At 38.5% G+C, this 15,140-nt stretch carries 14 protein-coding genes and 1 riboswitch; of the genes, 8 read left to right on the forward strand and 6 right to left on the reverse strand.

Features of this window, described 5'->3' with window-relative positions:
• Positions 1 to 226 precede the first annotated feature (226 nt).
• Positions 227 to 817: a hypothetical protein gene (locus ACY2A0_RS06455; protein WP_461788749.1), complete on the reverse strand. Its 591-nt coding sequence runs from the start codon at positions 815 to 817 to the stop codon at positions 227 to 229.
• Between the two features lie 236 nt (positions 818 to 1,053).
• Here ACY2A0_RS06455 and ACY2A0_RS06460 point away from each other — a divergent pair, with 236 nt between their 5' ends.
• Complete coding sequence (locus tag ACY2A0_RS06460) at positions 1,054 to 1,353, forward strand: helix-turn-helix transcriptional regulator (protein WP_461788750.1); 300 nt, start codon at positions 1,054 to 1,056, stop codon at positions 1,351 to 1,353.
• A 458-nt stretch (positions 1,354 to 1,811) separates the two neighbouring features.
• Here the strand turns inward: ACY2A0_RS06460 and ACY2A0_RS06465 are convergent, their stop codons facing one another.
• Both ACY2A0_RS06465 and ACY2A0_RS06470 read right to left on the reverse strand, forming a co-directional pair.
• Complete coding sequence (locus ACY2A0_RS06465; protein ID WP_461788751.1) at positions 1,812 to 2,009, reverse strand: DUF6358 family protein; 198 nt, start codon at positions 2,007 to 2,009, stop codon at positions 1,812 to 1,814.
• A gap of 84 nt (positions 2,010 to 2,093) precedes the next feature.
• A complete protein-coding gene (locus tag ACY2A0_RS06470) occupies positions 2,094 to 2,411 on the reverse strand; it encodes a rhodanese-like domain-containing protein (RefSeq protein WP_461788752.1) in 318 nt (105 codons plus the stop codon).
• 180 nt (positions 2,412 to 2,591) lie between these two features.
• Here ACY2A0_RS06470 and ACY2A0_RS06475 point away from each other — a divergent pair, with 180 nt between their 5' ends.
• Together ACY2A0_RS06475 and ACY2A0_RS06480 are read left to right on the forward strand one after the other, a co-directional pair.
• Positions 2,592 to 3,677 carry a DUF4407 domain-containing protein gene (locus tag ACY2A0_RS06475; protein WP_427527675.1) on the forward strand — a complete coding sequence of 362 codons (1,086 nt, stop codon included), beginning with the start codon at positions 2,592 to 2,594 and terminating at the stop codon, positions 3,675 to 3,677.
• A gap of 106 nt (positions 3,678 to 3,783) precedes the next feature.
• Positions 3,784 to 4,440: a DUF1579 domain-containing protein gene (locus ACY2A0_RS06480; RefSeq protein WP_461788753.1), complete on the forward strand. Its 657-nt coding sequence runs from the start codon at positions 3,784 to 3,786 to the stop codon at positions 4,438 to 4,440.
• Positions 4,441 to 4,513: 73 nt separating this feature from the next.
• Here ACY2A0_RS06480 and ACY2A0_RS06485 read toward each other — a convergent pair whose 3' ends face one another.
• Both ACY2A0_RS06485 and ACY2A0_RS06490 read right to left on the reverse strand, forming a co-directional pair.
• Complete coding sequence (locus ACY2A0_RS06485) at positions 4,514 to 6,817, reverse strand: TonB-dependent receptor (protein WP_461788754.1); 2,304 nt, start codon at positions 6,815 to 6,817, stop codon at positions 4,514 to 4,516.
• 107 nt (positions 6,818 to 6,924) lie between these two features.
• A complete protein-coding gene (locus ACY2A0_RS06490) occupies positions 6,925 to 7,260 on the reverse strand; it encodes a hypothetical protein (RefSeq protein WP_461791296.1) in 336 nt (111 codons plus the stop codon).
• Between the two features lie 142 nt (positions 7,261 to 7,402).
• On the opposite strand from ACY2A0_RS06490, the gene hutU reads away from it, so the two are divergent.
• The 4 genes from hutU (at position 7,403) to ACY2A0_RS06510 (ending at position 12,944) form a co-directional block, all read left to right on the forward strand.
• The gene (hutU, locus tag ACY2A0_RS06495; protein WP_461788756.1) at positions 7,403 to 9,091 is read left to right on the forward strand and encodes a urocanate hydratase; all 1,689 of its coding nucleotides are present in this window, start codon (positions 7,403 to 7,405) and stop codon (positions 9,089 to 9,091) included.
• A gap of 147 nt (positions 9,092 to 9,238) precedes the next feature.
• Positions 9,239 to 9,304: riboswitch (Fluoride riboswitch) on the forward strand.
• A 27-nt stretch (positions 9,305 to 9,331) separates the two neighbouring features.
• Complete coding sequence (locus ACY2A0_RS06500; protein WP_461788757.1) at positions 9,332 to 10,636, forward strand: voltage-gated chloride channel family protein; 1,305 nt, start codon at positions 9,332 to 9,334, stop codon at positions 10,634 to 10,636.
• A 185-nt stretch (positions 10,637 to 10,821) separates the two neighbouring features.
• Positions 10,822 to 11,451, forward strand: a complete 630-nt coding sequence (locus tag ACY2A0_RS06505) for a hypothetical protein (protein ID WP_461788758.1) — start codon at positions 10,822 to 10,824, stop codon at positions 11,449 to 11,451.
• A 182-nt stretch (positions 11,452 to 11,633) separates the two neighbouring features.
• A complete protein-coding gene (locus tag ACY2A0_RS06510; RefSeq protein ID WP_461788759.1) occupies positions 11,634 to 12,944 on the forward strand; it encodes an alpha/beta fold hydrolase in 1,311 nt (436 codons plus the stop codon).
• A gap of 18 nt (positions 12,945 to 12,962) precedes the next feature.
• On the opposite strand, the gene ACY2A0_RS06515 is transcribed toward ACY2A0_RS06510, so the two are convergent.
• Entirely contained in the window at positions 12,963 to 13,784 is an 822-nt protein-coding gene (locus tag ACY2A0_RS06515; protein ID WP_461788760.1) for an SDR family oxidoreductase, read from the reverse strand.
• A 172-nt stretch (positions 13,785 to 13,956) separates the two neighbouring features.
• Between ACY2A0_RS06515 and ACY2A0_RS06520 the strand changes: the two genes are divergently transcribed.
• Positions 13,957 to 14,802, forward strand: a complete 846-nt coding sequence (locus tag ACY2A0_RS06520) for a DUF2911 domain-containing protein (RefSeq protein WP_461788761.1) — start codon at positions 13,957 to 13,959, stop codon at positions 14,800 to 14,802.
• The last annotated feature ends 338 nt before the right edge of the window (positions 14,803 to 15,140 follow it).

A 15,140-nucleotide genomic window follows, 5' to 3' on the forward strand; every position in this document is an offset into this window, starting at 1 on the left:
TGATGATGACTCGCTATATCATTTTTATACGTATAGCGAGATAGTTAGTTCTAGGTAAAAAAATACTTTGATTGTCCGTTATTAGGCATAATTTGCATTTTGTCATTCTTAAGAATTTCAAGAACCTATTCCAGCAATTGCCAAAGTATAGATTCCTCCTAACGTCGGAATGACAAAACGCTTAAAAAATCGGCTTATTAGAAATTACGGACATTAAAAAAATATTCTACATTATTTTAACACCGATGCTCACAGCACGTCTTCTTACTTCGTAACTGTTCAATGCACTTTCTTCTATTGCATTATTCAAACCTATGCGGTAAGAAACTTCAGGAACGGCCGTAAAATATTTAAACTTAAGAGCGTAAGCAACACCTACCGATACTAAAAAATTATCCCTAATCAATTTAATTTCTTCCTTTTGTTTGCTTTGCACCATCAAATATTCAATACCATTAATTAAAGAGAAATTTTTAAAAAGCTTGATATCGAGTTTTAATGGAATGGTCAAATTTTGATCTTTTAATTGCAAGGTAGCATTAGTAGCCTTATCAACTAACGTGTGACTTTCAAAATTTAACGTTGGCGCTAAACTTAGCGTTAGCGATTGATTTAAATTTAAAACAGAAACAACGCCTAAACCCCAACCAATATCTGTTTTAAAATCTGTAGTTGAATTCTCAGTGCTAAAAAAATTGATGTTACTTGTTACTAAATAACCCAAACGGATTCGGTTTGGCGTTGGTTGATTTTGGCTGAAACTCTTAAAGCCAATGCATAGAAGTAGCACACAAAGTGCGGCTAAGGTTTTATTCATAGGATGTAATTTTTCGTAGGTTGATAGCAGATTTTTGGGTTCCCAATTTTCTGTGTGAGTTATAACTCTTAAAAAAGCATTTTATTGCTGCACGGCTGCCATTATTTTCTGCTTGGCCAAAATATAGCTTTTAAACATGTGCTCAAAAAAAACTGCCCTATAAAAAATTTAGGGTAAAATTTGCAAATCATTTAAAGTTCATGGTATATTAGCTTTACACCTAAAAACTAAAATCTATGAAAAAAGCAGTCGGGAAAGTTATCAAAGCTTTCAGAGAGCACCTTAATTACAAGCAGGAGTTTGTAGCCAAAAAACTTAACGTAACGGTGGCCACGCTGGCCAATATTGAAAACGGGCGTGTAAGTATTGATATTATGAAGTTACATAAATTGAGTATCATCTTTAAAGTTCCGCTGAGAGACATCGTTACGTTAGCTTCGGAAATTTTTGAGAAAGGCAGCGATGAAGGCTTACGATTTGCAGTAGCTTACATGCGTAATGACGTCTCCGATACTGATTTGGAACTGGCGTGCTAGCGCCGATATTTTAAACAAAGAAAGAATAAATGCCAAAGCAAATTTGAGTATCGCTTAATGGCTCGCTTCTAGGAAGCATTTCTACAAAACACTCAAAATCAAAAATTTAAGAATATTATTCTTTACTTTTCATTTAAGAGAATAGAAGAGTAACCTCTGTATTAACCAAATTTACCCTATATTAAATTTAGGGTGAAAGTTCTTTACATAACGTCAAAGAGTAATTATTTTAGTTTCACCATCCTACATTATTCCCATGAAAAACAACCTTAATTGATTAGAAAAATTGAGTGAGGTCAGGTTGTAAAAGGCTTTTCTACCTTAAGCCTTCAGCCAAATTACAAGCCACCCTAGCCAACAGATAATGGCAGGGTGGATTAAAAAAAATTAAAAAAGTTTTCTTCTAAAATTGCCTATAATCAAAAGCTACCGAAAGCGGAAGCAGATTGTAGGCGCTCTCATTTTCGAGGGCCTGATTTAAACTCTTGCTTAAGTGCTTTAATAAGCTTTATTTTAAAATAAAGAAAAGCGGCAAGGGCGGCAACTAGAAAAATGGAAACTAACGGACTATTATTTTCATATGCCCAAATTGCACCCAAAATGCACATAATCAACGCAAGGTTGTAAAATGCATTAAGCAAAATTTTCTTCTTCATATTTTAATGGCTTGATTGAATTTTGAATTAACGAATACCATTAGGTACGTAATCCTTTTATCATCCAAAATTCAATCATTCAAATTAGTAAACTGGCATGTTCGGGTCAAAAGCTTCTTGCCAAGCTAAAATACCACCTTTTAAGTTATATAAATTATCAAAACCGTGCACCTGCTCTAACTGCATAATTGCGGCAGCACTGCGCTTGCCACTTCTGCATTGCACAATAACTGGTTTGTCTCTGTCAATTTGATCAGCCTCAATTAAAATGCCACCTAGAGGGATATTCAATCCATCTAAGTTAGAGGTTTCGTATTCGAATGTTTCTCTAACATCGATCAATTGAAATGGCTCTTTATTATCTATTTTTTGCTTTAATTCTTGTACTGTAACTTCTTTCATTGTATTAAGTTTGATATTACCAAAGATACGAATTACGGCATTAATAAACTTAAGTGCAATCCTGCGAAGCTATTTTTACTTTTTGATGTGATGTAGAAACCTATACAGATTTTATTTTCCGGCTACTGTAACATTTAACTTCGCCAGTCGTTTAATGATAGATTATTTAATTTGGTTATCATGAACCGCATTTCCCGCTTTCTTTGGTTTTGTGCCGGCGCTCACCTAGCTACGCTCGAAAAACATCCAACTGATCATAACAAATACATGGGCATTGGCGCCACAATATTTTTTACTGGTTTGTTTGCTGCTCTATCAGGCGGTTACGCCATGTATTTTGTTTTTAAAGGGGGAGATTTTGCTTGGCTGTTTTCTTTATTTTTCGGCTTGATTTGGGGTTTGGCTATCTTCAACATGGACCGCTATATTGTAGGGAGTTTGGATAAAAACGCAAGCACCAACAAACAATTGCTACAAGCCACTCCTCGTATTTTACTTGCCATCATGATTGGCATGGTCATATCTAGGCCACTAGAACTGAAAATATTTGACAAGGAGATCAAGGAGAAGCTGAAAGTAAGCTACCTCAATGGACAACGCTCCAAAATTGACACGCTAAACAAAGCCTTCGACAAAAAATACACCATAGAAATTGGCAAACTAAACGATCTTAAAGCGCAAAGAGATTCTTTAGCTTCTGGGATTAAAAGCGATAGACAAAAATTAAATTACGAGATTTTCGGAAATAAAACCACCGAAACTTCGGGCGTAATGGGCTACGGACCTTATGCTAAACGTAAGGAAAGCGAACTCAAACAACGTCAGCAAAACTTAGATACACTGAATGCCGATATCAGAAAAATGGAAAAATTTGTTGATGGCAGAAAACAGTTCGACGGTTTAATGAGCGAAAAATTATATACCTCAAAACAGCTGGATAGCTTAGCAAACATTGCAGGTTTTGCGGATAGAAACTGGGCGCTTGGCCAATTAAGCTTCAATCCCGATGGCTCGAAGGATTTTAACACTTCACTGGCGATTACCTTTATCGGATTATTGTTCATCTTTTTTGAGTGTTTGCCAGTTTTTGTGAAACTGATGAGTGCCAGAGGTTCTTATGACCATGCGATAGAAAATGCAGAGAAAGTACAGGTTCACTTATCAGATAAGGATCGAGATGCCGAAATTGCAGTTGCTGATCAAATACAGGACACTAGAATCAGTATTAAAACACAGCAAAAAATAGACGAACTCAGAAATAGTTAACCGCCACTTTTTAATTGAGCTCCTCATTTCTTTTTTACTAAAACTAAAGTTTTGGCTATCTTGTTAATCATAATAATTAACCCAGATCTAAACTAATTTTTAAGCAATGAGAAATTCAGTGATGGCAGCAGGTGTATTATTGCTGCTAGCCAGTGCCTGCAGCAACGATACAAAAGATAAAGCTGCAGCTACAGACAGTATGAAAGTTGATACTATGACCAACATGGTTGATACTACACAAACCAAACCTATTGATTCGGCAACTGCGGCTAAAGCTTGGGAAACGTATATGAAACCCGGCAATGAGCATCAAATGCTGGCGCAATCGGTAGGAAACTGGAATGCTGAAATTACGTTTTATTCGCCTAGCGGTGAAATCGTATCTACTAACACGGGCATCAAAGCAGAAACCAAAATGATTTTAGGTGGGCGTTATCAGCAGTCAACCTATAAAGGTCAAATTGATGGCATGCCTTTCGAAGGCGTGGGCACTACAGGTTATGACAATGCAAAAAAAGTTTATGTAAGTACTTGGATGGACAACATGGGTACCGGGGTAATGTACTTAGAAGGCACTTTTAAAGAATCAACTAAAATGCTTACCTCAATGGGTAGCGCTACAGACGTTGTGACCGGCAAGGTGATGAAGGTTAGGGAAACATTGACCTTTGCAGATGATAATATTCAGCTAATGGACATGTTCGATACCAAAGATGGTAAGGAAGTAAAAACAATGTCTATCAAACTCACTCGAGTAAAATAGTTAACAAATAAAAAAGACTTACGAAGGTTTGAAACCTTCGTAAGTCTTTCATCAGTACTTTGGATAGAGTTTCCTACAACGGCAAGCTAATTCCAAAGCTTACATTGCGGCCTGGATTGAAAATACCCGCTAACTTGTAACGACTTAAGTGATTGTAATAAAGCTTATTTGTTAAGTTTTGCCCGGTAATCCAAACATTTAATTTTCCTCTTTTAGTTTTAAACGAGGTGCCAACTCCGGCATCCAACAAAGTGTAGCCATCAGTTTCTGTTTCAAACTGATCAATCCTATCTTGTTTAAATACGTTAGTTAACCCAACTTTGATAAAACTATCGTTTAAACCTTTAATGCTAGGCTCAAACCTAATTTCATTATTTAAACTAGCTGCCGGAATAAATGGCAAAGGCGAATTGGTAGCATTGTTTGTTCCTTTTACATACGCAAAAGTATTTTCAAAGTGCAAGGCTTTAATCAGGTGAAAATCTACCGAAGCCTCGCCACCAACTAAATTTGCATCAGTTTGTAAATAGCGATAAACTGGCAATGTTTCGCTATTGCCATCATGGTCGGTAGCTGAAATAGTTTCGCTGTTTAGATTGCTCAAATAAATATAATTGTAAATTTTATTACTGTAAGCATTTAAGCCTAAAGTGATGTTCTCTGCTTGATAAGTTAAGCCTAGATCAAACTGCAAGCTAGTTTCTTGTTTCAGGGCACTGTTGCCAATTTCGTATCTGAAGGTACCTTCATGTTTACCATTAGCCCCTAGCTCGGCAATATTTGGCGCTCTAAAACCCGAACCAATATTTCCTTTTAAGTTTAAATTTTTAGCAATATCAAAAGCGAAACCTAATGAGCCCGTTAAATTTGAAAAACTGTTGTTAAATGCACTAAAGATTTGGTCTTGGTGGTCGCCGTGATCTTCAAACAAATCCTTACCATCTATCTTTTTATAGTCGTAACGCACACCAGCATTGATTGCACCATTTTCGAAATTACGTTTTAAGTAAGCAAAAGCACCAATGTTATTGCTGTTATAATCAGGCACCAAAAATTCTTCACCACTATTTACGTTGGTTTGGTACATTCCCTGCAAGCCAATAGTTGGCTCCCATTTACCATCGTTAGCAAAAGAATATTTCACATCGTAAGTGTAGGAGTTTAAGCCTAAATTTAATCCTGGCTCATCCTTACTCTCTTCAAATTCTTTTCTGATGTTACGCTGAAAAGCAAGCGTAGATTTCAATTGCCCGCCGCCAATTAAAATGTTGCTATTTAAAGCTGCACGATAGTGGTTGATATTTTGGAAAGGAAGGTTCAAGCTTCTGCTTTTTGCCTCTTTGTTGCTAATTACGTTTCCATCTTCATCCAAGTAGTTGCCATTATCATCAGGCCCTTCTTCAACTAATCCAATATTTGTTGCAAAGCGAGATAAACTCAAATGTGTATAACCCCAAGTTTTGTTTAAACCCAACATGGCGCTAGTATTGATTTCGTTAAAGCCAGCATTTGGTACTACATGACCTTTGTAACCGAAACCATAGGAATTTTTATACGAAACACGGCCGCGGTAAACAAAACCGTTAGTATTCCCTTGCATCATTAAAGAAGACGCTGTTAAGCCACCATTGGTGTTGTAATTGGTGGTAAAACTCCCATTGTAAGTTCCTTCAGCAGGAACCAGATCGTCAATGATATTAATTACACCGCCCAACGCGTCTGAACCGTAAAGCAAACTTGCCGGACCTTTCAACACCTCGATTCGAGCCGCTGAAAACTGGTCAACCTGTACGCCGTGCTCATCACCCCATTGCTGTCCTTCTTCTCTGGCACCATCAACCATCGTCAATACTCTATTGTAACCTAAACCGCGGATAGTTGGTTTCGAAATTGCGCCGCCAGTAGTTACCTGGGCTACACCCGGCACTTTTGCAATTGCATCTACCAAATTCGTAGCGGCAGATTGCGCCAATTTATCTCTACTCACAGAAACCACAGCCAAACTGTTAGTTTTATTGTTAGCACTAAATGGAGTTCCGGTAATTACCACTTCGGCGCTTTCAATTGCCGATGGTTCTAATGAAAAAACAATCTCTTGTTGAGATGATAAATCAATCAATTTAGATGACGTTTTGTAACCTAAATAACGTACCTCTAATAAAAATTTTCCTTTTGCAGGAAGATTGTTGAAGGTAAACTCGCCATTAGCATTAGTAGAAACCGAAAGTTTTAAATCAGAAATATGCAGGGTTGCGCCAGCTAAAGGCGTTTGTGTTGTAGCATCTAAAACCTTTCCTTTAATGGTTGCAAGTGTATTTGCAAAGGCTTGGATGGATAAAAATAAACTTAATAATATTAGAAAGTGTGATCGTTTCATAAACAAAGTATAGCCCAGCTTACTTAAGCCGAGAAGTAAATAAATAATTAATCTATAGCATGACCCAGCTTAGGGCAGCCAAAAAATTAACAAGAAATAAAATTGATTTATGAAAAGCTTGGTGGGCCACGTAAACAACGTGATATGATACTGGTGAAGGGTTTTCCAGCCAATTTAAATATTAGCTTTATCGGATTAGTCTTCAGGTAAATCAGGAAGGTATCAAAATCATTAGTATAATTTTTTTCGAAATGCGCCTTACAAACTAAACAGTTCTCTGCAGATGTTTTAACGTGTACAGTATGCGTACAGTGTTTTTCGTTAATAGCGGCTTCCTCTTCGTGATGATGCAATGCGCCCCAAGGCGTAATGGCCAGGGTAAAAACTGCCAATATGCCAAAAGCAAAAAATTGTCTCAAGAAATTACGCTTTCTAGATCGCATTGTCCGACAAAATTAATCAAATAATAATTATTCGCTACTTTTGAAATTGTAACAATGAAGGTATTTGAAATTTAAATCCACGATTTTAGATTTCTATGACCAAACAACGCCATCTGAGAGTCTTTATACATACAAATGTGCTATGCAAAAAGCCATCTTAGATAGTAAAACAAATATAACCACCAAATATATGAACCTGAAAGAAAGCCAAACTCCTAGGGGTAGCACTTTAAATTGTAAAGGATGGGTGCAGGAAGCCGCCTTACGTATGTTATTGAACAATCTTGATCCGGCAGTTGCCGAAAGACCTGAAGACTTGATTGTTTACGGCGGCAGAGGAAAAGCAGCTAGAAACAAAGAAGCCCTAGAACTCATCATTAAAGCTTTAAAAAATTTAGAGGAAGATGAAACACTTCTCATCCAATCTGGAAAACCTGTAGGTGTGCTGCCGACACATAAAGATGCCCCGAGAGTCTTGATTTCTAATTCGCAGTTGGTACCAAAATGGGCAACTCAACAACATTTTGACGAACTAGAAGACAAAGGTTTGATGATGTATGGACAAATGACGGCAGGTTCGTGGATTTACATTGGCTCGCAGGGCATAGTGCAAGGCACCTACGAAACTTATGCAGCTTTGGCAAAAAAGCATTTTGATGGGAGTTTGAAAGGTAAATTAAATGTAACCGCTGGCTTAGGCGGCATGGGCGGCGCACAACCTTTGGCTATTACCATGAACGAAGGGGTATGCTTAGCTGCTGACGTGGAAGAATGGCGCATCAAAAAGCGTTTGGAAACAAGATACATTGATGAAATTGCTTATGATATAGATGAAGCCATCGATAAAGCCCTGTTATATAAAGAAGAACAAAAGGCAATCTCCATCGGCGTGGTTTGTAATGCAGTGGATTTACTGCAAAGACTGATTGATAGACACATTACGCCTGATACCTTAACTGACCAAACGTCTGCACACGATCCGTTAATTGGTTACTTTCCCGAAGGTTTATCAGTAGAAGAAGCTGCCGATTTACGCACCAAAGCTCCAGAAGAATATACCAAAAGAAGCTATGCGACCATGGCTAAGCATGTGCAGCAAATGCTTGAGTTGCAAAAACGAGGCGCCATTACTTTTGACTATGGCAACAATTTACGTGGCAGGGCATTGGAGGTAGGCATCAAAAATGCCTTTGATTTCCCGGGCTTTGTTCCGGCCTATATTCGTCCGTTGTTTTGCGAAGGAAAAGGTCCATTCCGCTGGGCAGCATTAAGTGGCGACCCACAGGACATCTACGAAACGGACAAACTGATTTTGGAACTTTTTCCAGAAAATGAAAGCCTGAAAAGATGGATCAACATGGCACAAGAGCGCATTGCCTTCCAAGGCCTACCTGCCCGCATCTGCTGGTTGGGACAAGGCGAAAGGGAAAAGGCTGGGTTAGCTTTCAATAAATTAGTAGCTGATGGCAAAGTGAAAGCACCAATTGTAATCGGCCGTGACCACTTGGATACTGGCTCAGTAGCTTCACCAAATAGGGAAACCGAGGCCATGTTGGATGGCTCAGACGCAGTAGCCGATTGGCCAATTTTAAACGCTTTGATTAACACCGCTGGCGGTGCGAGTTGGGTTTCTTTGCACCATGGTGGTGGCGTGGGCATAGGTTATTCGATACACGCAGGCATGGTCATAGTAGCAGATGGCACAGATGATGCAGCCAAAAGATTAAAACGAGTACTGCACAATGACCCAGCAATGGGCGTAATAAGACATGCTGATGCAGGCTATGATATTGCACAGGACACGTTAAGAAAATACAGGTTGGGTCTATAGTTCCAGCCACAGATACGCAGATAATATGCTAAAAGTCGCTCTCTTTTTTATTTAGAAAAGAGGAGCCAGTAGAAATTTGAGGATTAATGCGGCTAAGACGAGAAGAAAACAAATTAGCTGTGTATCTGTGCTTAATTTTTGTTTACTTTGTAATAAGGAAATGGTGTCTTCCTATTTGAACCGCCCTAAAAAGCTGATGGCGCCTGGTTATAAATGCTTTAACATTTAATCAGGATCAGTATGTCTTCAACAAAAACACAACCAGTGCAAGCAAGCAACAATCGCTTTAGCAAGTTTTTTAATCAATTTCCTGCTATTCCCTATTTGGCAAAGTGGATTTCAATTACTGCTTTACTAGGTATTTTAATAGGTAGCGCTTCGGCCTTTTTCCTTTTCTCTTTACAATGGGCAACGCAAATCCGTGAGCAAAACTTGTGGCTCATTGCCTTATTGCCAATAGCTGGTTTGCTCATTGGCTTACTTTATCATTATTATGGTAAAGATATCGAAGGGGGAAACAACTTATTAATCGATACCATTCATCAGCCTGCACAAAAAATTCCACTTAAAATGACGGTTTTCATTTATTTGGGAACAATAGCTACACATCTTTTCGGAGGTTCTGCTGGCCGGGAGGGTACCGCCCTACAAATGGCTGGAGGCATCGCCGATCAACTTACCAAGCCACTACGCTTATCAGATGAAGACAGAAAAACGCTCATCATTGCGGCTGTGGCAGCTGGCTTCGGAGCGGTATTTGGAACTCCATTAGCAGGAGCAATATTTGCGATGGAATTCTTTTTCGTAGGTAAATTGAGGTATAATTCTATTTTCCCTGCTTTTGCCGCTGCAATTTTAGCCAATCAGGTTACGCATTTGTGGCATGCAGAACATACTGTTTACCATATTCCTTCGGTGCCACCAACCACATTACTAAACTTAGGCTACGCCGTAATTGCTGGAATCGTTTTCGGGATTTGTGCCGCAACCTTTAGCAAAACACTAAAATTTTCGGGTCAGTTTTTTAAGGCTCGAATTAAATATCCTCCGTTTAGACCATTAGTAGGGGGAGCTGTTTTAGCACTGATCATTTATTCGATGGGTACAACGCAATACATTGGCTTAGGTATTCCAACTATTGTAACCTCGTTTGAACAACAAATGCCAGTTTATGCTTTTGCCATTAAAATAGCATTAACTGTAATTACTTTAGCAGCGGGCTTTAAAGGTGGCGAAGTAACACCTTTATTTTTCATCGGCGCAACTTTGGGTAGCGCTTTAGCAGTCGTATTACCATTACCCGTTGCATTACTAGCTGGAATGGGCTTTGTAGCCGTTTTTGCGGGCGCTACAAATACACCGTTAGCATGTACGCTAATGGCCTTGGAACTATTTGGCAGTCAATGCGGGGTTTATGTAGCCGTGGCTTGTATTGTAGCTTATTTTCTATCAGGCCATACGGGTATTTACGGCCGACAAATTATTGGCGAGGCTAAAAATCCACGTTGGTCAAAAGATCAAAACAAACTGATTAATGATCTTTAAATACGCCTTGTCAAATCAATTATCTACACCAACCCTTTCGCTTTTCAGTTAACAAAATAAAGTTAAACTTAACAACGCCGTTGTTGTTTAACCATTAGTTTTAAGCAACTTAAATTGATCAAAAGCTAAGCTAATTTTTAATAAATCCTCCCATTGATTTCTAAAATATCTGTATATTCGAACCCATGCAACATCATAATTTCGACGTAGATATCGTCATTCCTTCATCAAAACAAAAAGTAAAAATTACAGCCGATGCTATCGAGGTGAATCAAACCCGAATTGCTTGCAACGATGTTGCCGCGGTAAAATATGGTGTATCATTAATTGGCCCAGTTAATAAACCAATTAAAAAGAAATATACCATTGATGTAAAAAGCAAGGATGGAAAAACCGTAAGCGTTCAGTTTGAGAGCAGCAAAGTGGAAGAGTTGCTTGAGGAAGACCACACTTACTACTATATCATGTCGGGCTTATGGCAATATGTAAAAAAACACTTGGTAAATGATTTTATTGAGCAATTAAACGAGCAAAAACAATTGGAGGTGGGTGCTGCTAAGTTCAATTATCAAGGCTTCGAAATGTCGTACAAAACATGGTTTTTCGGCAAAACAAAAACAACTATTGTGCCTTGGAGCCAAATCAAATATTTCTTGGATAAAGGCGTGTTGCATGTTCAGGACATGTACGATAAGAAAAAGAACACCAACGTAAGTTTGCATAACGATTGGAACGCTGTTGTGTTAAACACCTTATTGCATTATCTATCGCAAGAGCACAGAAAAGAAAAGCTAGAAAAAGGCGAAAAAATATAACTAGGAACCCCAACGTAATGCTGGGGTTTTTTATTGGAAATCGATTTGCATTTGTATAGGAGTGTATGTGCCGAAAACATCTTACAACTGTACTTAACTTCTTTTAACTAAAAACAACGTTGATTTTTTTCAAAAAATAGTACATTTGACTTTCTTGTATCCAATTAATTCTATTTGTACTGATGAAGAAGTGCGCTTTTCTGTTGCTGTTAATGCTAATTGCATTCCATAGTTTTTCTCAAAATGTTTTTAGCTTATTTGGCAAAGCCAATAATTTTTTCGATTTGTTTGTAGCTGGCAAATTTGAAGAAGCACATAGCTATTTTTCTGAAGAAGGCAAAACGAAAGTTACTGCTGAAAATTTAAAGCAGTTTTGGACCAACATTGAATCAAAGTTGGGAAAAGCGAAAGCTTTAGATGCCACAGGCAGCAAAAATCAAGGTGAGTTTTATGCAGTGACAGTAAGTGGCGAGTTTCAATATGGCGCTCAAGATTTTGTACTGCTATTTGATAAAGCTGAAAAGTTGGTGGGCATGCATTTACCTCCTAAATTAGCGACTTATCGCTCACCAGGTTACGCTGATGTAACACTTTTCAAAGAAACTCCTACGTATGTTAAGTCTGGCAATCATCAGCTGGCGGCTGTTGTTACGGTGCCTAAGGATGGCAACAGCTTTCCGATAGTGGTATTGGTGCATGGCTCAGGACCCAATGATATGGACGAAACCATTGGCCCAAACAAGCCTTTCAAAGATATTGCTGCTGGGTTAGCAGCAAATGGCATTGCTACTGTTAGATATGTGAAACGTACACTACTATATGCGGGCGAATTTAGTGGTCCTTATACCGTTAAAGAAGAAGTTTTAGACGATGCCCTACAGGCCATCGAATTAGCCAAAACTGTTGAAGGTGTTGACAAGAAACAGATTTATGTGTTAGGGCACAGCTTAGGCGGTATGTTGGCTCCGCGTATTGCTACGTTAGCTCCAGATTTAAAAGGAATCATTTTAGCCGCAGCACCAGCTAAAAGCCTTACTGACATCATCATTGAGCAAAACAAATACATGGTAGCCCAAAGTAAAGACACCACCGCAGCCATGCAACAAAACTTAAAAAATGCTATTGCTGAGATAGAAAAAACGAAAATCAATAAATTGGGAAATAATATGAAACCCGACTCGCTATTGTTAGGCTTGCCTGCGAGCTACTGGGTAGATTTGAACAATTACAATCAAGTAGAAACTGCGAAGAAATTAAAACAACGTATTTTCATCATGCAGGGAGGATATGACTTCCAAGTGCCAGAATCGGATTTCAATTTATGGAAAGAAGCTTTAAGCGGCAACGCCAATGTGAGCTTTAAATTCTACCCAGATTTTAACCACTTGTTTAGTCAGCAGCAAGAGAAAGGTAATATGCTGCAGTACCAAACACCTGCAAGCGTTGAGCAACGTACCATCGAGGATCTTTCCAACTGGATTAAGGAATTGTAGTTACCCTCGCTAAGCGTGTTACAGCGTTGGTTGCTTCATCCATTCAAACCAATTTTGAACTTTAAAAACGTAGCCCAGTTTTTCGGGCAGGGCAACCGCATTAATTTGTTTCCATTCCAGCAGCTCATCTTTAAAATGGGGCGGCTGCATACCAGATACTTCGCATAAATTGGTGTAAAATTCCAATCTACTTGGATGATGTGGCACTACAGCATGGTAAATTTCACCGAACTTCTGTGTTTCCAGCAAGTGCGTACAAACGCCGATGCAATCATCCAGCGTAATGAGGTTTACTGGTGCTTTACCATTAGGAATATCGGTTTTGCCAGCAAAAAACTTTGCCAAGTTCCTTCCGGGACCAAGCAAACCAGCAAAACGAATAATGGTTACTGAAAACTGCGGATAGGCTTTCCATAAATTTTCTGCTTCCAAGAGTACTTTACCGGCTTCTGTAGCAGGTTGCGGATAATCTGTTTCATCTACGGTAAAATTGCCGTCCTCAAAAACGCCCGTGGAGCTGATAAAAACCAAGTGCTTGATCTTTCCTTTCGCTGCCTCCGCAATTGGTTTTAGTTTGGTCACATAATTTACCGCATCGGCTGATTTAGCCCTCGGCGGCACATTCACCAACAAAACATCAGTGTCGAAAAAATCGGCTGGCAAATCGCCACTTTGGTTCAGGTCAATTAAAAAAGAAGCAATACCATCATGTTTTAATTCGCTTAGCTTTTGCTCGCTTGTAGTAGAGCCTTTAACCTGATAACCTTTGGCTACCAGATGTTTAGCAAACGGTAAACCAAACCATCCACAGCCTAAAATACTTACTTTTTCAATTTCCATCGCCGCAAAATAGGATTTACACACCAAAACACAATGCTTTAATTGCTAAACCAAGCTCAAGTGATCGCTAAATAACAAAAGCATGATAAACTCGAAATAATTATTACTTAATTTTATGCCATTGCAAGCACAAAACTGCTTCAAAAATTAATTTATCAAACCATTTAAAAAAATGAAATCAATCAAACTCATTTTCGTACTATTTGTATTGGTTGTCTTGGGACAAAATAGTCAAGCGCAAGGCTTAAAGCTTCCTCAACCAAGTACCACACAAACTTTAACACAAGATTTTGGCTTAGGCAAAATTAGCGTGGTTTATTCTCGTCCAAATGTAAAGGGGCGTAAAATTTTTGGTGCACTTGAACCTTACGATAAGGTTTGGCGTACAGGAGCAAATTCGGCTACAGTAGTTAAATTTACAGAGGCAGTTAAAGTAGAAGGCAAAGACCTTGCAGCTGGCGAGTATGCTTTATTTACTATTCCCGGTAAAACAGAGTGGACCATCATTTTTAACAAAGGAACCAAAGAGTGGGGTGCGTATACTTACAGCGAAGCAAATGATGTGCTACGTGTGAAAGTAAAACCATCAGTGTTAAAAGACAAAGTAGAAACGTTTACTATCCAGTTTGCAAGCGTTTATGATACTTCGGCACAACTACAATTGGCTTGGGAAAACACGTTGGTGACCGTAAACTTAACTACGTCATTTGATGATAGGGTTATGGCAAATATTGCAGAAGCAATGAAAGGAGACAAAAAACCTTACTTCCAGTCGGCACTTTATTATTTTAACAATGGTAAAGATTTAAAAACAGCGTTAGCTTGGATGAACGAGGCAGAGAAAGAAATGGTTGATGCGCCTTGGGTAAAACTTTGGAAAGGCCGTATGCAGTTGAAAATGGGCGATAAAGTCGGTGCCGCTAAAAGTGCAAAAGAAGGTGTTGAAATTGCTACAAAAATTAAAAACGAAGAGTATATTCGTTTGAACACTCAATTGTTGGAAGAAACGAAAAAATAAATCGTTCGTTGTCATTTCAACTGATTAAAAGAAGTGGAGAAATCTTTAACTGGGTTTCTCCATTTTTTTTACCTTCCCTTTTCTTTGCGAAGACGCTGCGTACTCTGCGTTAAAAAATAACACGCCAAACTTCAAATAACCATTAGAAATCTAACGCAAAGTTTTGAAGTAATCGCAAAGTACGCTGAGAGCAAACTCTTACGAAGTTTTAATCTACATTCTAATCCTCCGCTTTAAAACTTCTCTTTTCTTTGCGAAGACGCTGCGTACTTTGCGTTAAAAAATAACACACCAACCCCATAAAAATCTAACGCAAAGTTTTAAAGTACACGCAAAGT

Source organism: Pedobacter sp. (assembly GCF_965249885.1).
In the GTDB taxonomy this organism is placed as follows: domain Bacteria; phylum Bacteroidota; class Bacteroidia; order Sphingobacteriales; family Sphingobacteriaceae; genus Pedobacter.